Raw genomic sequence first — 23,721 nt, 5'->3', positions numbered from 1 at the left:
ATTTGGCTACCAATGTGTTATTTTCAAATTTACACATTTACTTAATTGATAGGTTTGTCGGGGGTTTTTGTCTCAAGTACTTTGATATTTCCCAATTTTACCATCCATTTCACTTCTTTGTCAACATCGTCCATGGTGTTTTCCATAGATACGTCTACGGCTTTTTTGGTTTTATCTTCATAGACAGTACCAGCGGCGGTTGTGCCCTTAAATTTTTGTTCAAAAGTAGCAGTCGTATAATACTTGCCGTCTGGTCCTTTTCGATAACTCCCCATGTATACTTTATCAAAGGTGATTTCGACTTCTTGATAATTCAACGCCCTCAGTCTACGCAAGTATTCGCCTACAGTGTACGATTCTACTTTAGCTCCTTTTTTACCAGAAGATACTTGAATCGTAGAGCCAGGGATAAACATCTGAATCGCATTTTTGAAAGCCAAATCCTTTTTGTCTTTGGTGGTTTCTTTGCTTCCAATAATCTGAATGCACCGTTGCAATTCCAATATCGTTTCTTCGGTACTTTTTTTGTAGGGTCCCTCCAACTCTTCCAGGCTAATCTCGCGCAGCTCTCCCTGAAAATCGGGCAAACTACTCTCTTTTTCATTGGTCTGGGCCTGCGCCAATGTTATCAGCATCACAAGAGCCATCCCCATCCATATTCCTTTGGTTTTCATCCTCATTTTCTTAAAATTTTTGGAATCCTCGCTATTGATTAAAATTTGTAATCACCGAAAAGCCCTCCCACATTTTTTCAAAAGTCTTTCCGTCTTGTAGCGCCAATATCACCTTCAATCCTTGGGGCGATTTTTCAAATTTACCCGATACGATAAAATCACGTTTGGGTACCATTTGCGTCAGTACGCATTCATCTGAGTTAACAACTTTCAGGCGTGGCTGCATTTTTTCGAGTTGCCTAATCATCTGCCGGCTTACCTCGGGTACGTAGTTGGTAAATCCCCCAGCGCCATCGTATATAAGTGGCTCTAAATAAATCTGTTGTTTTGGAACTGAGGGTAATTGTTTCTTTAAATCACTTACAAGCACACTCAACTGCGACGACATCGCCATGCCCATTTTTGCTTCTTTGGTAGCTTCATTTTTAAGCTCTTCGTTGGTCAATGTCCCTATCGTATCTTTGGAAGTAGCTTCTCTGACACTTTTGATATAAATATCCTCAAAAGCTAGATTGCCGTCGGGAAGCTCTACCGGTTTGAAATAAAACCTAAACCTTGTCATCGTCTCCTTGTCTAGGTTCATTTTGCCGTAAAGGGCATTGAGACGACCGTGGATTTTTTTAGGCAGAAATACGTCTAAATAGGGCTCTTTCTTGGAGCCTAATTGAATTTGGGAGAATCGGGCGGCTTCCGTATTTAAGGTTGTTTGGCAACTATCGAACCACACCGAAGCGATATTGTTAAGATAAGTATCTAGTTCTAAATCGGCGGTGAGCCGCTTAGCAAAAATCAGTGAATCAGGTAAAATAATTTTGGGTGAAAAATAAACCTTTTCGTTGTTTTTTGCCATAAAACACTCCTGCACCAACTGTCGTTTGTAACTTGCGATTACATTGGCCGACTGACGAGGCCTCCCCAATAAGTTGAAATAACTTTGGTATTCGTCAATCATTCCAAAGATGTTGGTTTCGACCAGACTCAAAATGTCGCTATAGGTATAATTTTGACGCTCAATTTTAGAAGAGGACAATACCTTACCTTCAATTTCGATTTTATCAATTAATTTTTGCTGCGCATCTTCAATCCGTAATAGCAAGCGAGTTTGCTCTCCTTTGAGCTGTTTGGGATTGATAGACAAGGCTATTTCTGCCGTTTTTTTACCGTTAGCATCTACTTTGAGTGCTTGTGAGGAAGCCAGAACGGCGATGCCACTCGCAGTATTTGATTGCAAAGAAGCCTTGACCATAAGTGGTTTTGATTCTTCATCGGCTTCATTGACAATGCTAAATTTGATGACGGGTCTTGAAAGAGGCGTAATATATCCTTCCCGAGTACCTTCCCACTTCACCAATGGATATTCAAAATGTACCAAGGGCGTTTGAGGCTCTTGTACAGGTATGGCCCATTCGTCACTAAATTGGTAAGTTCCATTAGGGTCTTGTATCGTTATTTTTAGGGGTATAGTAGCAGCTACCATACTTGAAGGAGCAAAGAGGTCACAAGCGTAAGTAACAGATTCGTTAGGTAAAATAGTAGCCACTGAGGCAGGCGTAAACATCACAGGAGTGCCATTAAAAGTAGCCGTAACCTTTGGCTTAGAGAGCAATCCCCTTCCCTCGTTTTTGATTGAAAACTTTACGCCTTTGGAGCGTCTGCCTTTTTCTAAAATAAGTTTACTGCTATTGGCAGCCAATACACTTCCGAGTTTCAATAAAGGAGCCGCAGGACTTAGGGTTTTGAAATGAATTTCGATCTCATCCCAAAGCTGCCCACCTTCACCTTCCAACTTCAAGGTGACTGAGGCTTTGCCATCTAGGAGCAGTGATGAGCCTTTGAGCGTCACTTGAGCAACGCGGTTGGCACCAGCTCTTACGTCTCCCACTGCCACCGTCGGTTCAAACTCCACTCCTTTTATGGCATTGGGCAAAGAGGTTCGGATAAATCCTTTCTCAAAACGCCCTTCTCCCTCATTCCTAACCGGGATTTTTAAGGTGAGGGTTTGTCCGCCTTCCAAAGTTTCGGTGCTTTTTTCAACCCTTTCCTTTTCAAAACTTGGTTTGGCCAATTTGGGGGTCTCAGCAATAAATCGCGGGTCCTGCCAATTAGGGTCAATTTTTTTGAGATACCCCACCGTCCGCTCAGTAGGGTCGTCGGCATATGATTTTTCCAAATACTTTTTCGCCTCCTCTTTTTTGCCCAACATCAAAAGTGCAATACCCAACTCGCGGTTTGGATAATATTCTGAAGGGCGCCCCGTACGCGAAGCAATCGCTTTGCTATCGTGTGTATTGGTTTTGAGAGCTTCTTCAAAATACTTGACCGATTCGCTCCATTTTTCTTCCTGATTGAGTTTGGCACCTAGTTTATAAAAATTGACAAATTGCTGTCCCAAGGTTATCTGTACTGATAACCCAATCAATAAAAATGCGATGAGCCAAGGGCGACTTGTCATACAATTGGTTTGCCTTAGTTTTGAAGAAGTACTACCAAATCTAGCGTGAGGTTAGTACGAGTTAGATGATTGATACTAGTTACTCCTTGTTGGTATTTGAGCTGCTCATAAGCTCCATGAATCTTAAAACGGTCAAAAAACACCGATACGCCTGCACTAAAGCCTCTGGCAATGCTGCTGCTACCATCGTTGTTGAGGTATGATTGTTGACGATAGCCTCCTAAGATTCTCATTTCAAACAAACGACTATCCAACAAAAACACTTCTCCGCCTCCTCTCAACTGATAAAGATTTTCGGTAGCCAACACGGGCCTGACGGGATTATCGACCACCAAAGGAAGCGAGCTACTAGAAAAGAGGCTATTGTATTGGTTATATTCAAAAAAAGTTTGGGAAACCGATTGCCCTTTATAAGGCAATATCTCTACATCTCCCGTAAGCAACAATCTCCAAAAAGGACGATAAGCCACTCCCACTCCTGCGGTAAAGGGCATTTTATACTTTTGATTGTAAAGACTACTTTCTTGCAAATCCAAGCTACCTCGCTGTACGGTCCCATCAAGGGTGTATTTATTGCGCAAAGCAAAAGGCGTAGAAACTCTAAATCCCAAACGCAAAGGGAGATTGTTGTCATAAAAATCAAACATCAGCCCTCCAATAAAATTAACCCCACTAATACGATATTGTCCAGTGCCCGTGCGGGTCAAATTATCAGACTGTTGGGTAGCAGTATAGCTAAGTTTTCCTCCTAAACCGAACCAATAATTGGCGGTAAGACCCACCGACATATAAGGAGAAAATTGATAAGCCGCTGACAATGAAGCGGTGCTAATGTTGAGATTGCTTTTGATACTAGTCGACGATGAAGGGAGGGTTTGCTGTGTTTGATAATTGTTTCCATCCATTACATTGTGATAAGCGGCCGAAAAAACAATACTTGGATCAAATCGCCCCAAGCTTACGGGTTTGCCCGTCAGAGTAGCTTTTTTATAAGGTATCATTACACCCACAAAACTAGGAGAAAAACGAGGGGTATAAGTGACAGGTGTGGTTTCGGAGGTCACTTGAAGGGATTGATTGCGTCCAGATACGAGCGCATGCATGCCTTGCCCGTCTTCGAGCATTTCGTAGGTGTAGTCGATAGTAGCAGTACCGGCGGGATTCCAATACACGGCCGTGACATCATCGGCCACTCCAATAAAAGCCCCTCCCATCGCCGTTGCCCTACTACCAGCTCCCGACACATTCAGATTTAAGCTCTGACTATAAGCATTGTACGAAAACAACCCTATCAAAGTAAGGTACTGATAAGGCTTTATATTGATAGAAATCAGCTTCATTTGTGGTTATTACCAATTTTTATCACTCCTATTTAGCTTGAAGGATGTATTCATTAAGAGTATCTCCTGTTTTATCACTACTATACAGCCTGTTGATTTTCAATTCATTATCAGAAACAGAGTTGATAAAAAACTGAATTCCGTCTTTCATACAATCGGAGCGGTCATCGATACACGTAGGCTCGGGACTCAAATCATACAACACTAGTTTTACTTTCTCATCTACACGCCATTTACCCACAAAATCGTATCTATCACCTCCCACTGCAACATCCGTAAATTTCAAAGCATCTGCATTGGTCAAGTCTAGGAGAAAAGGTTCGTAGTTAAATAAGTTTACGCCATTGGTCTTATCATACACTACGTTTCGTCCTCCATTTTTATCAATATGAATCGCCTGTTTTACAATCCACACGCGGCCTAGTTGGGCAGTTATATCCTTGTTTTTACAACCCAACAGGCCCATTAAAAGCACGAAAGACACCATTATTGTTTTCATCTTCAATATTTTATAATCTTAAATGATTCTTTATGTTTTCCTTGGCTTACTTCTAACACATAACTACCTATCGGAAGATGCTTACAATCAAGCTCATGACTCTGATTTGAGAATTGTTGGGTAGTGATAAGATTGCCCCGCATATCTATCAGTCGTAGCTGCAATGCAGCAGGCATAATGAGTGAATTTTTGAGTTTTAGGATGAGTTTATCCGAAACGGGATTAGGCGAAATTTCGACCCAATCTGTAGGTATTGACTCCTCGATAGCGACGACTTGCTTAAGTCCCAACTGAACCGTCTGTACTCCTTGCAAACTCCCTCCACAAGCTCCACTTACACTCTGTATACTAAATGGCCCCGCCGTCTCTATCCGAAAACTCAAGGTCGTATCTCCCGCATTTTGTACTCGCACCGTACGACCACCACTAAAAGTAAGCGTAAAGGGACCACTGCCCGTAAGTCTTACCCGCACCTGAAAGTTATTACCCGTCTTGCGATAAATAATCGAGGTATCTCGACTAGGTTGGAGCATTTGAGCCGTAGCAGAAGACAAAACCACAATCGCACGACTCGTCGCTCTTACCGTCCCGCTCTCTACCAATACTTGATAATTACTTCCTGCTCCTATACTCGCCGGAAGCATCGCTTGTAGCGGACTTTGAGTTCCACTTCCTAAACTCCCCCCTACTTTCTGACCACTGCCATCGACCAAAAACACACTAAAATTACCCACCCCATCCGAAGGCTCTATCCCAAAACTCACACTTATCCCAGACCCTGGACAGACCGAATTTGTATTTACGCTCACATTCGTAATCCCCGTCACTGGCTTGGTCGATACCGTCACCAATACCGTATCTTTGTTTTCACATCCTGCCCCACTACGCACCGTCACAATATAACTACCACTCATGCTCACCGACGCATTGGGCCTACTTACACTCAATCCACTACCCGTGAAGCCCCCCGGACCCGTCCAACCTATCGTGTAGTCACAAGCCGGTGGACAGATGCTAAAATCATTCTCTACCTTCAACCCTATCGTCTCCCCTACATAATACGTACTCTTCTCACTCACTGCATTCGGCTTCGCTACCGTACTCACCGTCACTCGTACACTATCGCGAGACTCCCCACAACTCCCCACCGCTCGAACATGATACATTCCACTGCTACTTGGTCCTGCCGAAAAGGGTGTCAAATTCGCAACCGTCGACGTCAGTCGGAAATTCCCCGGTCCCGTCCAGATATAACTCGTAAAACCACTCGTCCCTGACAATACCAACACTCGACCTTCGCATAGTTGCAAATTCTTCTGGGAATTGGCCTGGGCTACCACACTTGGATTGCTCACTATCGTAAACACCTCGCTATCTTCCACACTCACTCCTACAGGATTGCTGCTGCGAACTCGTACCTTAAAGCGCTTTTGGGCATCTGTAATTCCACTCGACAAGTACTCATCGATCCGAAATCGAATCGTATTGCCTACTATCGTTGTATTGCGAGAACTCAGACTCGTGTAGGGTGTATTACTGCCTTCTGGTATCAACTCTGCCGTAAAAACATTTCCACTGTTGAAGGTCCCAGTCGTCGTAAAGGTCACTACCAACGTGTCTTTCGTACATAATGTTGTTCGATTTAGAACTGGTTTGGAAATCGAAACTTTGAAAGGGTTACCGTCTTTATCAACTACTTGTAAGTAAGCATCTCCCGTACAGTCATTGGTACGATTACGAAGGTCTCGCCACAAAAACAGGTAAGCATTGCTATTGAGCATATAATTTTGGGGACCGTTTCTACTTCCCGAAGCATTGCTAATAATTTTACCATCATTGCCCCACTCTCTGACTCCTTCACCAGTATCACTGTCAAATCTGATTATTTGGGCATATATTTCGCCGTTATCACGGTTTTCGCCCGCCAGAAGGTATCTATCAGGACTTTCACTGATGAGTGTCCCTCCAAATGTAGGATCCCCAGAATGGGTTCGAAACGTAATATCTGTTTCAGCACTTTTACGATTTTGCCCCTCGAAACGTTGGATTTTTTGACGCCCATTGCTTGTATAAATAAAAACAGGGCGAAATCTATTTCCACCCGCCATGCGGGGTGGTCCTACTTGCTGTGCCCCTACCAAATCCGTAGCTTCACGAAAAGTACCTGTTGCAACATCAAAGCGATGCGCTTGGATTTTTTTGACGGTATTGTCGGCCGAAGAGAGACTCGCAAGAGCATACATGTCTCCAGTATCACTATCTGAAGCTTGCATACCGACATTAGCGTATAAATCTGTCACATTTCCTAGCAAACGTTCGCTACCACCCCAATCTTTGGTGATGGTAGTGCCATTCCAGTTATAACGCCTCACCGCTAGACGATTTCCGTCTTTTACATAAGAAACAAAAATTCGATTGCCAGTAGCATACATTTTAGGGAGTGTTTGCTCTCCACTTGCTTCTTCATGAAAATAGGCAGTAGGTGCACTGCGGTTACTAGGATCCAAAATCGCCAACCTGATGTCAGTGCCATTGGCTAAATTGCCTCCACCGCCTCTTTTTGTATCTGAGGGGTTGTTTTTTTGTTGCCACGCCACTGCTAGACGACCGCCGCCACCTTTGATAAACATCGCTTCTAAAAAAACAAAAACATCGGCTCCGCTACCATAATTGTACCCTAAATTGATACCTCGACTTTCATTGCCATCTATGACAGGAATTTTGGGTGAGGCATCATTGAAGGATATAATCTGATACTGTAGATACCAAGTTTCGGCACTTGATAGGATGCTGATTTGAGTGCCTAAGGTATAAAGCACAAAAACATCATCAGAACCTGACGCTCTTTGGGCACTTACTCCCGTAAAAGTGGCCCTGGAGCACGACTCACTTGAAGTATATCTGAATATTTCTTTTTTAGCCAAAGAGACTGTACCGTCTGCGCGGTATTTTTTGGCATACATGATAGCCGCATTTCCTTCTCTTTCAGACCATATCACCATTACACTTCCATCCTCTCTCGTCACTGCACTAAAGCCAAAAGAATTCATTCCACCACCACTAACACGATCATTCTGACTTAGGTCACCACTCCACTGTCCCCAGCTGCAAAAACTCATTCCCCACAAAAACAGTAAAATTGCGTTACGCTTCATTTCCTTTCTAGTTTTTTAACATTGAGAACCTTTGCCGTCTTTGTTACAAGTTCAATTCATTCCAAATCAGCATTTTTAGTATTTTGATCAAGGCATTGATGGCAAGTTACTTAAAACAAAAAGTTTAATATCTCCCCAAGTATATGTTTTTATCAAACGGTATTAAAAATGACATCATACTCATGCACAGATTGAACTTTTTCGTATCAGAAGCCTATAAAAATATAGTTTATTGTCCTGATAATCAAGTATATTCTAAAAAACACCCTTCTTTTGAGTCATACAGCTTGAAACTTCTCTTCAAAAACCACCTTATAACTTCAATTTTTGATAAACCTAAACGACGCTTTATATTCTCCTTGTTTTATCTGCAACCAATAACTACCGACCGACAAACCCTTACAATCTATCTCTTCTCGGTCTTGTATCATGTCATGTTTTAACATCACCCGCCCACTCATATCCAACACCTCTACTTGTGCAGGCATTGTTACTCCTCCTTTTCCCTTTCTATGCAGTTCCAATTTCTCCCTTACTGGATTAGGCCACAATTCAAACTTAATATCCTCTTCTTTTTCCTCGATAGCAACGACTTGTTTGAGTCCCAACTGAACCGTCTGTACTCCTTGCAAACTCCCTCCACAAGCTCCACTTACACTCTGTATACTAAATGGCCCCGCCGTCTCTATCCGAAAACTCAAGGTCGTATCTCCCGCATTTTGTACTCGCACCGTACGACCACCACTAAAAGTAAGCGTAAAGGGACCACTGCCCGTAAGTCTTACCCGTACCTGAAAGTTATTACCCGTCTTGCGATAAATAATCGAGGTATCTCGACTAGGTTGGAGCATTTGGGCCGTAGCAGAAGCCAAAATCCCAATCGCACGACTCGTGCCTCTCACCGTGCCACTCTCTACCAACAATTGATAATTACTTCCTGCTCCTATACTCGCCGGAAGCATCGCTTGTAGCGGACTTTGAGTTCCACTTCCTAAACTCCCCCCTACTTTCTGACCACTGCCATCGACCAAAAACACACTAAAATTACCCACCCCATCCGAAGGCTCTATCCCAAAACTCACACTTATCCCAGACCCTGGACAGACCGAATTTGTATTTACGCTCACATTCGTAATCCCCGTCACTGGCTTGGTCGATACCGTCACCAATACCGTATCTTTGTTTTCACATCCTGCCCCACTACGCACCGTCACAATATAACTACCACTCATGCTCACCGACGCATTGGGCCTACTTACACTCAATCCACTACCCGTGAAGCCTCCCGGACCCGTCCAACCTATCGTGTAGTCACAAGCCGGTGGACAGATGCTAAAATCATTCTCTACCTTTAATCCTATCGTCTCCCCTACATAATACGTACTCTTCTCACTCACTGCATTCGGCTTCGCTACCGTACTCACCGTCACTCGTACACTATCGCGAGACTCCCCACAACTCCCCACCGCTCGAACATGATACATTCCACTGCTACTTGGTCCTGCCGAAAAGGGTGTCAAATTCGCAACCGTCGACGTCAGTCGGAAATTCCCCGGTCCCGTCCAGATATAACTCGTAAAACCACTCGTCCCCGACAATACCAACACCCGCCCTTCGCATAGCTGCAAATTCTTCTGGGAATTGGCCTGTGCTACCACACTTGGATTGCTCACTATCGTAAACACCTCACTATCTTCCACACTCACTCCTGCAGGATTGCTGCTGCGAACTCGTACCTTAAAGCGCTTTTGGGCATCTGTAATTCCACTCGACAAGTACTCATCGATCCGAAATCGAATCGTATTGCCTACTATGGTTGTATTGCGAGAACTCAGACTCGTATAGGGTGTATTACTGCCTTCTGGTATCAACTCTGCCGTAAAAACATTTCCACTGTTGAAGGTCCCAGTCGTCGTAAAGGTCACTACCAACGTGTCTTTCGTACATAATGTTGTTCGATTCAGACTAGGTTTGGAGATACCCGACGTCGATACGGTAATTGTCACCGAAGCAGTATCAATACATCCACTAATGCTCTGACCTCTCACTACATACTTTCCACTCATGGCTACGGTGGCGTTTGGACGAGTGGGATTCTGATTAGCAGATGCAAACGAAGCAGGCCCACTCCATTCGTATACAGTTCCGCCGGTGGCTTTCAGTTCTATGGTTTCTCCTACAGAATAGAGCGTTTTGGAAGCAGATGCTACAATAGTTGGTAAGGGATTGACAGTGATAACATCGCTCATGGGTGACTTATAAGGAAAGCTAACTCCTGATGTTTGGGGAACCCCCACAATCTGGACTCTGTACTTGCCCGTTGGTAAATCTGCTGGAATGGTCACCGTCAAAGGCGAAGTAGTGGCTGTCTCGCTCAGTGTTCTAATCGTATTAGTCCCTGCTTCATTCAATATCGCCACTGAAAAATTACTAGAAAAACCTTGGTTTAACCAGCCAAATGTAATTGTTGTTTTTGCACCTACACAGACATTGGTAGGTAGACTAGGCTTGCGAATGATATCGGGCATGTTACCATTCAAATCAAGTGCTTGGGCATATAAATCACCTACACAACTGCCCGAAGCATTGCGCTCATCTTCCCAAATAGAAATGTAAGGATTGACCGACCCTTTGCTATAGGCATGTCTGATATTTCCACGATAAGTACCTGTACCTACGTCCGCAATAAGGCGTCCGTCGTTTCCCCACAAAAGATTGATAGCTCCGCTACTATTGACGCTAGCCAATTGAGCATACAAACGATTGCTTACCTTGCCCGTAATGAAATAGCGCTGAGTTCCAGCGGCATCATCTATCAATAGGCCCGTCAGTGAACTCCCTCCTCCGCTATATCCATTGATGACGGTTCTTTCGGCGCTTACGGCATTCGTTCCAATGAAGGTACGCATCACTTGGGCGTTAGCAGCTTTGTTGAGATATAAGAAACAAGTATTTCCATTGATACCAGTAGTAGTATTTACCTCAAGCGCAGTGGCGGCATTGAAGAGCGTAGATGCTCCCAAAAAAGTCCCATCACTGATTCGGAAACGATGCCCCCTTACATCGGCTCCCGAAGCAGCAGTACCGTTGTTGCGAGCATAAACCACCAATTCTCCAGAGGAAGGTTGTACCACAGAATTTTGAACCTGGATTACCTGCTCAATGTCGCTGCTGTTATCAATACGAGTCGAATATTGTTTGGTGATGGTGCTGCCATCTACGCGATATGATTTGACATACAGACGATTTAGGTTATCGCTATGGCTCACAAAAATAGAAACTCCACCTCCCCAAGCCGCGCCATAAACCCTTGGACGAAACTGATATCCGTCTTCGTTTTCGACAAATGTAGCGGCTGGTCGCGTAGTGGGACTTGCTAGGTCTACCAAATCAAGTCTCAAATCACTTCCTTTGTCAGTCCCATTGATATAATTGTTATAGTTTCTGTAATTGGAAACAATAGCGAGCTTTCCTCCATTAGGGACAAATGAGGCATGCCATTGCAAATTTGCATATTTAGTGACATTACTCGCTTCAGCAGGATTGGGTGCCCCACAATATTCTGCCAACGTAAACCCCCAATAAGGTTCGGTACCATTGGGGATTTGCGGCGCTCCATCACTAAGATTGATTACTTGATATAAAAGGTATGAGGCGGGGTAATCATTGCATCTTTTCAATCTTTTGATGGTGTACACCAAAATAGCATAATTGGCTCCGTCAGGGTGATAGAGTCCGATTGTTTTTATACCATCATCGCAGTTAGGGTCTTCGATATTACCTGTTATTACAAAAATCCTTCTGCCTCTTTTATCATTAGGGTTGGCGGTATATTGAGGGGTTCCGTTGGCGTCATATCGCTGTACGTACATAGCGGCAGTATTGCCTTCGCGTTCGGCCCAAGCCATGAGCGTACCTCCCTGATCGTCGCTAGCCACGCCATAAAGAGTAGATTTATAAACTTTACTGACATCGCTCGAAATACGTGAATTTTTATCAAGGGTGACATTGGTCCATTGTGCTAAACTAGAGAGATGAACACCCCATAAAACCACAAAAAGCCCCTTCAGAAGTACTGACTTTTTCATTTTCGTTAAGAATTTTCAAGAAAATTATTTCGTAAGGATATACGATTGCGGCGTTTGTTTTTACAAAATACCCATGGAAAGTTACTTTATTTGAGCTACTCCAAAGCCTTTAATTATCTAACGGTAGAAAAACTTTAGGGGCTATTTTCACAGAAGAGGTAAATCTCAAAGTGGGTCCTATTTTCTATTGGCAATATAGCAAATCATGGTAGTGATTTACCTTCAAGAATTTCCTAAATACCAAAGTCCATTTCCTAAATCAACCGAATTGGAAGGAGGATCTGCCACTGGCTTTTTGGTAGATTTAGCACCGCCAAAATCAACGGTTTGATCAAGCGATTCGGCACTCATCAATTTGACATTGTCTACCCAAGCATTGTGGTCTTGCTTGTTTACTGACTCAATTTTCACCAAATACCCCGAATAGTTATCTCTGGTATTTCCTTCGCAAAGGTTCAGGATAAGCTGAAGCTTATCGGCCTCCGATTGCTCACTATCAAGTATCTGACAAAGAGCTTCATCGGTCACATTTTCGAGTACGCCATCGGTACATTGAAAAAAATAATCTCCCGCCACAATGTCAGTCAAAAGAGTGGTTTCGATTTCGGTTTGGCGGTGTGAGCCTTGAATCGCCCTCGTAATTACGTTTCGTTCGGGATGAACGAGTGCTTGCTCCGGCGTAATCATCCCAGCCCTGAGCAAATAATTTACCTTCGAATGGTCTTCACTTTTAAACACGACCTTGCCATTTCTTATCTGATAAATGCGACTGTCGCCAATATGCGCCACGGTGATGTCATTTTCGCCGATAGCTACCAGCGTAAGGGTAGTAGCCATGCCTTTGAGAAGATATTGCATCGACAGTATCTGGTCGAATTTTTGTTGAACATACTCAAAAGCCTCTTGAATATAAGTAATCGAAAATTGGGAAGCGGGGTGCTGATTGAAGTATTCGGCAAAACCCGTACTAGCAGTCATGCTGGCGAGTTCACCTTTTTGGGCACCCCCGACCCCGTCGCATACTACAAAAAAACGTTGAGATGACGTAGCTTGACCAGAGGGCGGGAAGATAGCGTCTTCGTTATTTTCGCGTTGTCCCTGAAAAGTAAAACCTAAAGGCTGACAAATTGTAATCGCCATAAATAAAGAGGGAGTTGCTTACCAGATGATTGTTTTAGAGTAATCGGTATTTTGCACATTTCGCGCAGCATCTCGGGCGTTTGACGCGCTTCTTGTGGTTTGTAAAACTACTTTGGTTCGTCCCATTTGAATGGTGTCACCGTCTTCCAGATAAATTAAATCTTCCGGTTCGAGCTTTAATTTACGCATAGGGTCTTTAGCACCTATTACAAAAGTCCCATTTTTACTACCCGCTTCAGCAATCAAGTATTGAAATTGGCCGTACTTATCACGCGTTACTTCCAATATCACATGCCGCCTACTCATCATTCCATCGACGGTATCAATCAAAATATCGGCGGTGGGTACCGAACTTTTACGACCAATCACATTGGGGCCAATACGAAGCGGATGAGTTTGTGATGCTGCATTCTCGTCATGCACCACAATAAACCCTACCGCCCCTGTTTGCTGAAATATTTCATTTTGAAGCTGGACTTCTTGTCCAGACAAAGGAGCAATCACGGGCCCTCCTCGCTCTGGAGATACCGTGCGGTGATAATCGACGGGAGGCGGCAAGGGAGGCGGCACTTTAGCGGCAGCCTGCTCTTGGGTAGCTTGAAGCGGCGCTCCCGCTTCTTGAATCACTATATAAATACACTTCTCGGGACGTTGCTGAACACAATTGAGCTTTGCAGGACTCCCTGGCAGCAATTTAACGGGTGATTGTCCTTTTTTGGAATGCTGGCATTCCTTACATCGAAAAACGTATTCAAACATCCTGAAATAATCTAAAAAACTACTAATTCTGAAAGAAAGGTCACGCCAAAATTTTTGCTCTACTGTTTAATACCTTACTCCCAAAACATAAGGGAGTATTACTTCTTTATGTTTTGAGTTTAGGAAGTGGTAAACAAGTCATCCATGGTATCAAGATGGGATGTATCATGCAAAGGAGAATGTAAACCAAACAATGGTACATCAGTCTCAGCATGAGCAATCTCGTCTCCACCTTCGGGTCCTATCAAACTTTGAGGCGTATCCACCACAGGCATATCACCACTAGGTTCTACATAGGGTTTTACCAATTCTGCATAATCTTCTTTTACCGAAGGAGTCATTCCTTGCCATTCTTCAGCTGTATAGGTATTGTACCATTGACCTCTCCACTCAAATATGCCCCCAGGACCTACTTGCGCACGTGCAGCATCAAAAGCCTCTTTGAAAGATACTTCTTGTTTGACCTCCGCTACTTCTAGGATTGACATATCCGTACTTGGGGATTCGTTTGATACCAAGGTAGGGGGTACTACCACGGGCGGCGGAGTCGTAGTAGTGGAAGGAGCACTCACGACCTCAGCCACTTCAGGATTGCCTTCGTTCATCGACCACCATGATACAAAAGCGATATTACCTAGCATAATGGCCCCCGCCCCAATCATCTCTGTACGCGTCATTTTATCAGGTCTAAAAGACTGAGGCTCTTCTTTTTCAATTTCAGGTTTGGCAGGAGGAATTTCCATTTTAGGGGCTTCTTTTGGGGTAGCGCCTAATAAGCCTGTTTCGTCTAACATACTTTTTATGGTTGGAGATTAAACGTTGAACAAATCATCAGTTGCGGCATCAATTTCGGCATCTGTACCGAAATTGGGGTCAAGCGTAATCGGTAATTCGGTATGCTGGATGGGATCAAAATGAGCAAGGTCTTGATGTACAGGCACTGCCATCTCTATCGACTCTGATTCTACCTCAATTACCTCCGAAATCTCGCCTCCTCCCAAACTAGCCGTGGCCGTATTTTCGCCACCCATTGGCATTTCTAAAGGAGTATCGAGCTTATAAGACTGGTCTTCCAATACCTTCCCCTCATCCGAAACTGGAATAGCAGTCTCCAGCTTACCATCATTGTCTTTATCGACGTACATGATGCCAGAAGTCCCCTCACCTACTTCATCTTTGATAAGAAGATCGGCTTTACCATCACGGTTTTTGTCAGACATAAATACGTCGTCAACACCGTCATTATCAGTATCCAATTTTAATATAAGAGGTTCTAGGGGCGCTTCTGTGACTGGTTCAGCCTCTGCCATTTCAACAGGATTGACAATGGGCTCGATACGAGTATTGAATTCATCGCGCATATCGGCGGGCATTTTATTCCATTCTTCAATCGAAAATGTACTGTACCAATGACCTTTATATTCAAACAACCCACCAGGCCCTACTTGGTCGCGCGCTTCTAAGAAAGCATCTTTAAACTCGGTATCATCACTCACGTTGGCAATTTTAATATCATCGGGCAATACCGGCGAGGCCATCGGTTCTGGCTCAGGTTTGGGCTTAGGGGCACGTGCCACTACAGGTTTGGGAGCAGGAGGGGGCGAAGGTTTTAGTTCTTCTACTACTGGCTCGGGAGCTTTCATCTCGGGTTCAGGTTCTACGACTAGCTCTGGGACTACTTTCTGAATAACCGAATCTGGCGCAGCTACTGGAGGCGCCACCTCCCCCTCGCCGTCAAAAGCAGTCCATGAAATAAACCCAACACTGCCTACGGCCACTGCCCCAATGGCCAAAGCACCCACTAGTTTTTTATTGTCTCTAGGAGGAGTCGAGGGTGGCTCAGGCATGGGGTCAGGCTCGATAGAAGGCTCGACTGGAATACCTATATTAGAGGATAAAGAAGGCGTAGAAGACAAGGGCATTTTGGGCGGAGTGGGTTCGCCCGGAGCACCAAAAAATTGAGTGTGTTCGTTGAGACTCATTGTAGCTGTTAAGTTAAAAGGTTATGATTTTACCCAAACGGCCTTACATTGAACGCACTGCCGCTGTTTTTTATAATATTCATAAGGAAATCCATAAAGCGACCGAGCGCATTTTGGACATACATACTGGATTTTAAAATCGTTTTCGATTTCGGTAACTACATTTTGAGTTTTGGCGGTTTTATTTTTCGAAAACAATTCTCTCGCCGCTAATCCCAAGGCACTTCCCACGGCAGTGCCACCCATAGCCCCGCCAGCCACTACGGCTCCCGCCACGGGTCCCAAAAGCAAAGCAGGCGCTACCAACAAGCATACCGTCATGAAGGTATCCATACCATTGTTGCTACGGGCTTGTTTGAGGAGAAGCTGATAATTGTCCCATACATTTTGCAGTTTGCCAAACTCTACCGTAAAATCGTTGGGGTCGTCGCGGGTAGCGCGAGCGGCCTCAAATATTTGTTGAAGGCTTAGACGCTGATCTGCCATCATAATAATGTCATTGTGGCTGATACTTTTGCGTTTGATTCTAAAGCCATTGACAAAAGTGCCATTGGTAGACCCTAAATCTTCCAAAATCACAACATTTTTGTTAGGATCAATCATTGCCCTTGCGTGCTGCCCCGATACACCTCGTGAATCAAGAACGACTTGCCCCGTAACCGGCTTATTGCCCCGACCGATAAGCACTACTTGCATAGATTTTGTGTCATTATTGATTCGTTTACAATACTTTATCTAAAACCTTGAGCTAATTTACGAAATAATAGAAGCTGCAATACACTTTTTTATCGAACGGTTAGAGAAACATGTATCTTCATTCTGAGATTTAAAGAAGAATTCCTTTTTTTTGTAGCGTAAGACACCCACAAAAACCTAATATTGTGCTATAAGCTCCTTATTTCTACGTTTTTTGAATAAGCTAACCGTTTGATAAAAAAGCATTTCACCTTTAAGGTTTTCATCAAAAACTCTCGTATTTTAGCTACCTGTTGGCCTCAATAGGCAAATACACCAAAGCAAATGACTTACGATCAATTCAAACAACGATATCGTTACGACCCCGCCAATGACTTATTAGGAGAAGGGGCTTTTGGAAAAGTATTTAGGGCGATAGACACCGAAACTGGCTCTACGGTAGCTATCAAAGTAGCGCCGGTCAATACCTCCAACGAAAGCCATTCCTTAAAACATGAGTTTGAGACAGTAGGCAGAGTGGAACCTCACCTCCACATCGCTTTATACGACGAATGTTACCGTTTTTCGGTAGAATGGGCTGGCCTCCACGATTTTGCCATTCTGGAATATTATCCTTTAGGAAGCTTAGATAAACTCATCAAAAGCCAAACTTTGAGTGATACCGAAAAGGTTGACTTAGGTATTGGGATTTTGGAAGGGCTTAGGCATCTGCACAACACGGGCGCTCAAGGAGTAGTACACCGCGACCTCAAACCACGCAATGTCTTGATTCAGAAATGGCGCGGCAAACTAGTCCCCAAAATCACCGATTTTGGGCTTAGTAAATTCTCCGATTCGGTATCAAATAGCGTCATCTCCCAAAGTTTTAAAGGCGGTACCCTCAACTACGCCTCTCCTGAACAAATCAAAGGCGAACAGATTAGAAAAAATACCGATTTATGGTCATTCGGGGTGATTCTTCATGAAATCCTAACGGGCGAAGTCCCTTACAAAATCGATGATAGCTCCGAAAGTACACTAAGGCACGTGTATGCGCGTATGAATCAGCAGTCTCTGCCCGAAACTTTCAAAAAAGTAAAAGAACCTTTTGCTACAATTATAAAGAAATGCTTGGTGGTCAACCCCAACCAACGCTATCGGACTGCGGAAGAAGTATTAAAAGATTTTAAAAGTATCACATCGACTACGGCAGCTGTCTCACCCCCTCTTACTGAGCCGACTATCCCCACTCCTCCCCCAGTGATAAAGCCCTCTCTTCCCGTAGAGCCCATAAAACCACCCATGCCCAAAGACAACACTGAGATTTGGGAAAATCCTCCTTTTGAATCTTTCAATAAAAAAACAGAAACACCCCTCCCCGACGCTACCAATATCAGTGATGTAAAAAAACAAGAGGAGGGTTCCAAGAATAAGGAGGAGATGCCTTCCTCTACTCCAAAACCTAAAAAAAACTATGGAGTGTTTGCCGCTATCGGAGGGGTCGCCCTTTTAGCAATTATTACGTTTGCAGTGTTGTTTAAAGAGACAGATTCAACAGAAAAATCACTTGCAACCGCCGATTCGTCTAACTCGACCGTAGCCGCCATCAAAGAAATCGCCATAGACACCACTACACTGGCACGGCAGGCAGATTCTCTCTTTGTAGAACCCAAATACGAAGAATATGCTCATATCATTTTACAAATCAATGAGGCTGTTCCGTCTATACAAGGTGCTCACAGCAAAGCGTCTGCCCTCGTTAAACTAAAGAAAAAAGCGGCTTCTTGGGAGCAGTATAGTATCAAGGACCCAGAAGTGCATAGTTTTTTGGAAGCCTTCAAAAACGCGATCCTTCTCCTAGACCCAACTGATGCCAAAGGAAAAGAATTGGAAGAAAAGCTAAAATAAGAGATATTTTTAAGTGTCATATTACCGATATACAGCCCCTACGGGGCATAATTCATCCACTTTCAAATTCACAAATTGACATCTACCGATATATAGCCCCTATGGGGCACAATTATCACATTCTCAAATGCCTACCGATATACAGCCCCTACGGGGCATAGTTCATCCATTTTCAAATTCACAAATTGACATCTACCGATATATAGCCCCTATGGGGCATAATTCATCCATTTTCAAATTAACTCATTTCTAAATTGACACACTTGCACGTTGAGCTATTAAAGCAACAAGCTCCTCATTTTGCTTCCGTCGTAGCTTTTGACTGGTACAAAGACCCTTATGTAGTACTAGACTTTTCGGCTCAAAACTCCGAGTTAGAAAGCGTTGACTTACAAAATAGTCAGACTTTTTCGGACTATGTTTTTGGCAAACTCCAACAAGCCAATGCCGCAGTGGGTGTAGGTGGCTATGATGAGCATCGTATCATCTACCGCCGTAGTACGCATTTTCAACAAACGACCGAACCTCGCTGTATTCATCTCGGAATTGATATCTGGACCAAAGCAGGTACTTCTATTTATGCACCTCTAGCAGCAAAAGTGCATAGCTTTGCCAATAATGCCAACTTTGGCGATTATGGACCCACTATCATTTTGGAACATCAGCTAGGGGAACAATTTTTTTTCAGTCTTTATGGACACCTTAGCCTAGAGTCACTCTCCGACTTATTTGAAGGAAAACTCATTGAAAAGGGACAAAAAATCGCCGAAATCGGCCATTTTCCCATCAACGGCGACTGGCCTCCTCACCTTCATTTTCAGCTCATGACAGATATGCTAGGTTTGAAAGGCGACTTCCCTGGCGTGTGTACTTTGCGCGAACGCCAAAATTTTTTGCAACTTTGTCCCAATCCTAACCTGATTCTTCAGATACCAAAACTCTGAAAACTCAGTAGAGACATTGTTATTCATCTTTTAGCACACAATCAACATGGGAAATCGCCACTTACGTATGGGTCAGTACAACCGCCTCAAAATCATCAAACGCCTAGATTTTGGGGTTTATTTGGACGGTTATGATGATGAAATTTTGATGCCTACCCAATACGTACCTGCCGATGTAGAAATCGGGGATTTTGTGGATGTTTTTATTTATCGTGATTCTGAAGATCGTGCCATTGCGACTACGCTTGAGCCGTATGGCACCGTAGGAGAGTTTGCCTATTTGGAAGTAACCGCCACCAATTCTATAGGTGTATTTATGAATTGGGGCTTGCTCAAAGATTTGCTGGTTCCCTTCAAACAGCAACGTGACAACATGATAGTGGGTAAATCTTATCTCGTTTTTATTCACTTAGATACCAAAACAGACCGTATTGTGGCCTCCGCCAAAATCGAACGTTTTTTGGAAGAAGACATTTCCGAACTCTCCGAAGGAATGGAAGTCGAATTACTGCCTTTTGAATACACCGATATGGGCATCAAAGCGCTTATCAATCAGCGATATTTGGGGGTAATCTATCGCGACCAAGTATTTAAAAATATCGAATTAGGAAAGCCTACACTGGGATTTATCAAAAAAATCAGGGAAGACCAGAAAGTAGATTTGGCATTGGTAGAACAATCCTACAATCGTATCGAAGGTAGTAAAAATGAGCTATTTGAAAAGCTACAAGCCGCTCAGGGCTTTCTTCCTTTTACCGACAAATCCGAACCCGCACTTATCTACCGTACTTTTGGTATGTCAAAAAAAGACTTTAAGAAAGCCGTTGGTGGATTACTTAAAGAAGGTAAAATTTTACTCAAAGACGACGGTATTCATCAAGTGAGCTCTTAGTCCTTCTTACCACTTCTCGATTTTCCAAGTTTTGAAAAAATAGACTTGCGAAGTTTTGGAAACTTCGCAAGTCTCCATCTCTCCACTTCCTCGACCTACCAAGTTTCGAAAACTTGGCAGGTCAACACAAAAAAAGCGCGACCAACGGTCACGCTTTTTCACACGAATGTCTATTGTTTACCCCAATAGATGTCTATATTTCGAGAAGAAATGTCAGCAGTTAATAGGCAGCCCTATATCTTACTAGACGTTATTGGGAAATAAAAGGTTGGAATGCTTCTTCATTTTTTTTAGCTACGCATATCTTCCATCAATTTTTGCAACACACCTACGACCTTTTCGGTCTGCTCACGACTAGGGGTGGTGTCCCAATTTCCGACAATTCCATTGCCCCCTAGATAGATGCCGTCTTTGCGTGAGATGATACTTGCCCCTTTGGTATTGAGTTTGTAAGTCACTTCGGGTTGTGGAATCAAGCACGAAAGTTGCCCCGAAACAGGAGTTAGGTGTTCGTCGTTGAAAATAGCTTTTGCCCCCAAGCCCATACAGTTGACGATGCATTTTTCGGGCAAAGCATCAATATCTTCCAAACGTTTGATTTCGTGAATCTTCACTTTTCCGCCAAACAACAAAAAATCGGTCATGTGCTTGTGGAGATAGGTAGGGATATTAATCATCACATTTGAGCGCCTTGATACATAATCTGCCTTGAAAGGATGTTGTTTTTTGGTAAGCGGTACTCGTTCAGGAACCAGCCCCGCCAAATCAGCAAAAATTTCGGAATTAGGACGTTCGGCAGGAGGCTCATCAAAAACATTGTACTCATCTACCCAAGAAATAATATCATTAAGCCCCAATTGAAACTGAAATGCCCTAAAAGACAAACGAGTGACTTTTTCCCACCATTCTTTAAATTCGGGTTTTATTTTCTGAGGGTCACACACCCGCGACGACGGCGACCATGTGCCTGTAGCCAAACTACTCGTGATGTTTGGTGCCAAGTCTTTGGCATAAATCGTAACTTCAATACCACGCTCTTGAAGCAAACGGGCGGTTGTGAGACCAATTGTGCCCGCCCCAATAACAGCCACTTGCTTGATACCTGTTTTCAGAACTTCTTCACGCGCCATCATGCCTGTTCCCCACGACAGAGACCAGCCACTACCACCATGACCATAATTATGTACAAGAGTCTTAGATCCAAGCTGCTCAGATTCTAGACGAGGCCCCAACGAACGAAAGGGGCGCAGACCTACCGTTTCGCGCACAATCCTATCCATTGAAAGGCGCAATTTGGGGATGCGATAGTATCCCATGTTGATTTGAAAGTGCTTGTCAGCATAACCTTTGGCGGCACTTGCACAAGAAGCAACAGTACCACCTACGGCCGCCCAACTACCAGCTATCGCGGCCTGTTGGATAAATCCACGACGATTCATAAGAGAAGGTTAGATTGTTGAGTGAATTATTGTCTCCGTGCGGCCTTCGGAGGATTTTATCAAATCTACTCTTAAATCAAGGTACAACAAAATATAATTTTAGCTATTTTACATTCTCAAAAATTATATTTCACAATCCAACATTTCACAACACAAAAACTAAAAATTATGCAAAAATTACTTTTATCATTTTGGGGATGTATCTGCCTGTGCTTTACATTGCAAGAAGTCGAAGCCCAAGCTGTTACTTTTTTTGGGAACCCTTCTTCGGCGATTTCGTCGGGGGCAATTGTGCCCGAAGGCAAAAAGATGTACTGGACGAGTGGAATAGTTGCAGATGTAGCAGATAGTACGGCACAAGTAGGCACTTACGCGCGTTTTGGCAATACTAAAACCCAAGCCTTAAGTATTTTAAAAAAAATGAATCAGGCTTTGGCACTTCAAAAACTCTCTTTCAAAGATGTGCTTTACCTGCGCGTGTATGTAGCTCCCGATATGTTTCAGAACAATAAAATAGATTATCAAGGTTGGTTTGATGCTTATGCTCAGTACTTTGGCACCAAAGAAAACCCCACCAAACCCTGCCGCTCTACCATTGGAGTGGCTGCTCTTGTACAACCTGACAAGTTTATTGAAATAGAACTTGTGGCAGTGTACTAGCTCTGATTTTCAAAATTTTATAGTACAATGAAGTGACCAAAGCCATCGGTAAATAGTCAAAGCATTAAACTAAACTATTTTTACCCTATGGAACAAAACCTCATTTCTATCAAAGACCAAATCGTATTAGCTATTACCCAATATGGCGGCAAGATTTTGCTTGCCATTGTGGTATTTATGATTGGACGGATGATTATTAGTCGTATCAACAAGGTCATTAGTGACCGCATGACGAGCAGCCACGTTGATAGAGACGTACAGCCTTTTATAAAATCATTAATTACTGTAGCGCTCAATATTATGCTACTGTTGAGCTGTGCAGGTATTTTAGGAATTCAAACTACGTCTTTTGTCGCGATTTTGGGAGCAGCGGGCTTGGCCGTTGGACTTGCTTTACAAGGTAGTCTTGCCAATTTTGCCGGCGGGGTCTTACTGTTGGTATTTAAGCCTTTCAGAGTAGGTGATTTAATCAATGCTCAAGGTTTTACAGGTACAGTGGAAGCAATTCGCATTTTTGACACAGTTTTGGTGACTGTCGACAACAAAACTATTACGCTTCCCAACGGCCCTCTTTCCACAGGTCCTATCACTAATATTTCGGCCAAAGGCGACATCAGAGTAGATATGGTGTTTGCGGCAGGAAGTCAGAATGGTGTCGACAAAATCCGCGCAAGTATCGAGAAAGTAATCGCGGCATGCCCTTATGCCACCAAGACTAACCACGATGTATTGGTAACAAAACTTACCGAAAATGCTATCCATTTTGATGTGAGAGTATGGACCAAAGCAGAAACTTTCTGGGATACTTATTATTATGTTCATGAACACATCAGTAAGCAGTTTACTAATGATAAAGTAGAGCCCCCTTTGTTTAGATACACAATACACCAAGGCTAAGAAAAAAGCGCCGCAAGTTGTAATGCGGCGCTTTTTTCTCTTTTAAACAAACTCCTTTATTTTCAAATTTTCTTACTTTCCTGCTTCTAGTACACTGTTTTAAAAGTTTTTATGTATATTAGTTTTTGAAAAACTATCAATAACTGATGCAGAGACAACACATTACTTTGAGTGAACCGGATCGGGATTATCTGCAAGCTCAACTCAGCAAAGGGGC

Annotated in this window: 17 protein-coding genes; 5 read left to right on the top strand and 12 right to left on the bottom strand. The window is 43.4% G+C overall.

Annotated features, from left to right (window positions below; translation table 11 throughout):
* Positions 1 to 41: 41 nt before the first annotated feature.
* The 11 genes from P1X15_RS22210 to P1X15_RS22160 all read right to left on the bottom strand — a co-directional run bounded on the left by P1X15_RS22210 (position 42) and on the right by P1X15_RS22160 (position 16,785).
* On the bottom strand, positions 42 to 674 hold the full coding sequence (locus P1X15_RS22210) for a hypothetical protein (protein ID WP_277340335.1): 633 nt from the start codon (positions 672 to 674) through the stop codon (positions 42 to 44).
* Positions 675 to 705: 31 nt separating this feature from the next.
* Complete coding sequence (locus P1X15_RS22205; RefSeq protein ID WP_277340334.1) at positions 706 to 3,126, bottom strand: tetratricopeptide repeat protein; 2,421 nt, start codon at positions 3,124 to 3,126, stop codon at positions 706 to 708.
* A 14-nt stretch (positions 3,127 to 3,140) separates the two neighbouring features.
* Entirely contained in the window at positions 3,141 to 4,466 is a 1,326-nt protein-coding gene (locus P1X15_RS22200; protein ID WP_277340333.1) for a hypothetical protein, read from the bottom strand.
* 28 nt (positions 4,467 to 4,494) lie between these two features.
* The gene (locus P1X15_RS22195; RefSeq protein ID WP_277340332.1) at positions 4,495 to 4,965 is read right to left on the bottom strand and encodes a hypothetical protein; all 471 of its coding nucleotides are present in this window, start codon (positions 4,963 to 4,965) and stop codon (positions 4,495 to 4,497) included.
* A gap of 2 nt (positions 4,966 to 4,967) precedes the next feature.
* Entirely contained in the window at positions 4,968 to 8,120 is a 3,153-nt protein-coding gene (locus P1X15_RS22190; protein WP_277340331.1) for a T9SS type A sorting domain-containing protein, read from the bottom strand.
* Positions 8,121 to 8,440: 320 nt separating this feature from the next.
* The gene (locus tag P1X15_RS22185; protein ID WP_277340330.1) at positions 8,441 to 12,208 is read right to left on the bottom strand and encodes a T9SS type A sorting domain-containing protein; all 3,768 of its coding nucleotides are present in this window, start codon (positions 12,206 to 12,208) and stop codon (positions 8,441 to 8,443) included.
* 222 nt (positions 12,209 to 12,430) lie between these two features.
* Positions 12,431 to 13,348: a PP2C family serine/threonine-protein phosphatase gene (locus P1X15_RS22180; protein WP_277340329.1), complete on the bottom strand. Its 918-nt coding sequence runs from the start codon at positions 13,346 to 13,348 to the stop codon at positions 12,431 to 12,433.
* Between the two features lie 18 nt (positions 13,349 to 13,366).
* Complete coding sequence (locus tag P1X15_RS22175; RefSeq protein WP_277340328.1) at positions 13,367 to 14,107, bottom strand: FHA domain-containing protein; 741 nt, start codon at positions 14,105 to 14,107, stop codon at positions 13,367 to 13,369.
* Between the two features lie 119 nt (positions 14,108 to 14,226).
* Positions 14,227 to 14,901 carry a hypothetical protein gene (locus tag P1X15_RS22170; protein WP_277340327.1) on the bottom strand — a complete coding sequence of 225 codons (675 nt, stop codon included), beginning with the start codon at positions 14,899 to 14,901 and terminating at the stop codon, positions 14,227 to 14,229.
* A gap of 18 nt (positions 14,902 to 14,919) precedes the next feature.
* A complete protein-coding gene (locus P1X15_RS22165) occupies positions 14,920 to 16,089 on the bottom strand; it encodes a hypothetical protein (protein ID WP_277340326.1) in 1,170 nt (389 codons plus the stop codon).
* Between the two features lie 21 nt (positions 16,090 to 16,110).
* Positions 16,111 to 16,785 (bottom strand): FHA domain-containing protein, encoded by a 675-nt coding sequence (locus P1X15_RS22160; RefSeq protein ID WP_277340325.1) that lies wholly within the window; start codon positions 16,783 to 16,785, stop codon positions 16,111 to 16,113.
* Positions 16,786 to 17,109: 324 nt separating this feature from the next.
* Here P1X15_RS22160 and P1X15_RS22155 point away from each other — a divergent pair, with 324 nt between their 5' ends.
* From P1X15_RS22155 to P1X15_RS22145, 3 genes are all read left to right on the top strand, one after another.
* Positions 17,110 to 18,672 (top strand): serine/threonine-protein kinase, encoded by a 1,563-nt coding sequence (locus P1X15_RS22155; RefSeq protein WP_277340324.1) that lies wholly within the window; start codon positions 17,110 to 17,112, stop codon positions 18,670 to 18,672.
* 263 nt (positions 18,673 to 18,935) lie between these two features.
* Entirely contained in the window at positions 18,936 to 19,616 is a 681-nt protein-coding gene (locus P1X15_RS22150; RefSeq protein ID WP_277340472.1) for a peptidoglycan DD-metalloendopeptidase family protein, read from the top strand.
* A 46-nt stretch (positions 19,617 to 19,662) separates the two neighbouring features.
* On the top strand, positions 19,663 to 20,508 hold the full coding sequence (locus tag P1X15_RS22145; protein ID WP_277340323.1) for a S1 RNA-binding domain-containing protein: 846 nt from the start codon (positions 19,663 to 19,665) through the stop codon (positions 20,506 to 20,508).
* 290 nt (positions 20,509 to 20,798) lie between these two features.
* On the opposite strand, the gene P1X15_RS22140 is transcribed toward P1X15_RS22145, so the two are convergent.
* The gene (locus P1X15_RS22140) at positions 20,799 to 21,947 is read right to left on the bottom strand and encodes an FAD-dependent oxidoreductase (RefSeq protein ID WP_277340322.1); all 1,149 of its coding nucleotides are present in this window, start codon (positions 21,945 to 21,947) and stop codon (positions 20,799 to 20,801) included.
* Between the two features lie 168 nt (positions 21,948 to 22,115).
* Here P1X15_RS22140 and P1X15_RS22135 point away from each other — a divergent pair, with 168 nt between their 5' ends.
* The gene (locus P1X15_RS22135; protein ID WP_277340321.1) at positions 22,116 to 22,607 is read left to right on the top strand and encodes a RidA family protein; all 492 of its coding nucleotides are present in this window, start codon (positions 22,116 to 22,118) and stop codon (positions 22,605 to 22,607) included.
* Between the two features lie 87 nt (positions 22,608 to 22,694).
* Positions 22,695 to 23,504, top strand: a complete 810-nt coding sequence (locus P1X15_RS22130; RefSeq protein WP_277340320.1) for a mechanosensitive ion channel family protein — start codon at positions 22,695 to 22,697, stop codon at positions 23,502 to 23,504.
* Positions 23,505 to 23,721 lie beyond the last annotated feature (217 nt).

It is taken from the genome of Runella sp. MFBS21, from assembly GCF_029433105.1.
Lineage (GTDB): Bacteria > Bacteroidota > Bacteroidia > Cytophagales > Spirosomataceae > Runella.
The sequence above is the reverse complement of the archived record's forward strand: the minus strand, read 5'-3'. Positions and strand labels throughout refer to the sequence as shown.

Excerpts from the sequence above, each read along its gene's own strand:
- P1X15_RS22210 (WP_277340335.1), bottom strand. The coding sequence starts at position 674 with ATGAAAACCAAAGGAATATGGATGGGGATGGCTCTTGTGATGCTGATA.
- P1X15_RS22205 (WP_277340334.1), bottom strand. The coding sequence starts at position 3,126 with ATGACAAGTCGCCCTTGGCTCATCGCATTTTTATTGATTGGGTTATCA.
- P1X15_RS22200 (WP_277340333.1), bottom strand. The coding sequence starts at position 4,466 with ATGAAGCTGATTTCTATCAATATAAAGCCTTATCAGTACCTTACTTTG.
- P1X15_RS22195 (WP_277340332.1), bottom strand. The coding sequence starts at position 4,965 with ATGAAAACAATAATGGTGTCTTTCGTGCTTTTAATGGGCCTGTTGGGT.
- P1X15_RS22190 (WP_277340331.1), bottom strand. The coding sequence starts at position 8,120 with ATGAAGCGTAACGCAATTTTACTGTTTTTGTGGGGAATGAGTTTTTGC.
- P1X15_RS22185 (WP_277340330.1), bottom strand. The coding sequence starts at position 12,208 with ATGAAAAAGTCAGTACTTCTGAAGGGGCTTTTTGTGGTTTTATGGGGT.
- P1X15_RS22180 (WP_277340329.1), bottom strand. The coding sequence starts at position 13,348 with ATGGCGATTACAATTTGTCAGCCTTTAGGTTTTACTTTTCAGGGACAA.
- P1X15_RS22175 (WP_277340328.1), bottom strand. The coding sequence starts at position 14,107 with ATGTTTGAATACGTTTTTCGATGTAAGGAATGCCAGCATTCCAAAAAA.
- P1X15_RS22170 (WP_277340327.1), bottom strand. The coding sequence starts at position 14,901 with ATGTTAGACGAAACAGGCTTATTAGGCGCTACCCCAAAAGAAGCCCCT.
- P1X15_RS22165 (WP_277340326.1), bottom strand. The coding sequence starts at position 16,089 with ATGAGTCTCAACGAACACACTCAATTTTTTGGTGCTCCGGGCGAACCC.
- P1X15_RS22160 (WP_277340325.1), bottom strand. The coding sequence starts at position 16,785 with ATGCAAGTAGTGCTTATCGGTCGGGGCAATAAGCCGGTTACGGGGCAA.
- P1X15_RS22155 (WP_277340324.1), top strand. The coding sequence starts at position 17,110 with ATGACTTACGATCAATTCAAACAACGATATCGTTACGACCCCGCCAAT.
- P1X15_RS22145 (WP_277340323.1), top strand. The coding sequence starts at position 19,663 with ATGGGAAATCGCCACTTACGTATGGGTCAGTACAACCGCCTCAAAATC.
- P1X15_RS22140 (WP_277340322.1), bottom strand. The coding sequence starts at position 21,947 with ATGAATCGTCGTGGATTTATCCAACAGGCCGCGATAGCTGGTAGTTGG.
- P1X15_RS22135 (WP_277340321.1), top strand. The coding sequence starts at position 22,116 with ATGCAAAAATTACTTTTATCATTTTGGGGATGTATCTGCCTGTGCTTT.
- P1X15_RS22130 (WP_277340320.1), top strand. The coding sequence starts at position 22,695 with ATGGAACAAAACCTCATTTCTATCAAAGACCAAATCGTATTAGCTATT.